Consider the following 647-nt stretch of genomic DNA (forward strand, 5'->3'; position numbering starts at 1 on the left):
CCCAGTGCCAAGACCACGGGCGATACTGTCTTCGCCGGTTCGATCAACGTCGACGGGGTACTTGAAGTCCGCGTAGAAAAAACCGCTGCCGACAACACCATTGCACGCATTATTCAACTGGTGGAACAGGCACAAGCATCCAAAGCACCCACAGCCCGCTTCATTGAGCGATTCAGCCGCTACTACACTCCCACTGTGATGGCGCTTGCCGCATTGATCGTTATCCTGCCACCACTACTAATGGACGGTGAATGGGCGACTTGGCTATATCGCGGGTTGGCGCTATTGCTGATTGCCTGTCCCTGCGCACTGGTTTTATCCACTCCAGCAGCGATTGCTTCAGGACTGGCGGTAGGCACCCGCCGTGGGTTACTTATCAAAGGCGGCAGCGCCCTAGAAACTATTGGTCAGGTAAAGACCATAGCTTTCGACAAAACCGGCACCCTGACCGAGGGCAAGCCGCGTGTTACCGATGTAGCGGCCTTTGCACAGCCCTTTACCAAACAAAGCGACGATGAAGTACTGGCACTTTTTGCCAGCGTGGAATCCGGCTCCAATCACCCGCTTGCGAAAGCGATTGTCGGGCATGCCGAAGCGGCCAATCTCCTCATCCCCGCCGCGTCAAATGCCTATGCCACTGTCGGTAA

Annotated in this window: 1 protein-coding gene; it reads left to right on the top strand. The window is 56.0% G+C overall.

Annotated features, from left to right (window positions below; all coding sequences use genetic code 11):
* A partial coding sequence (locus DK870_RS29155) for an HAD-IC family P-type ATPase (protein WP_161550432.1) occupies positions 1–647 on the top strand: 647 nt, incomplete at both ends.

The sequence above is a fragment of the Pseudomonas sp. Q1 genome, from assembly GCF_009935975.1.
Taxonomy (GTDB): Bacteria; Pseudomonadota; Gammaproteobacteria; order Pseudomonadales; family Pseudomonadaceae; genus Aquipseudomonas; species Aquipseudomonas palleroniana.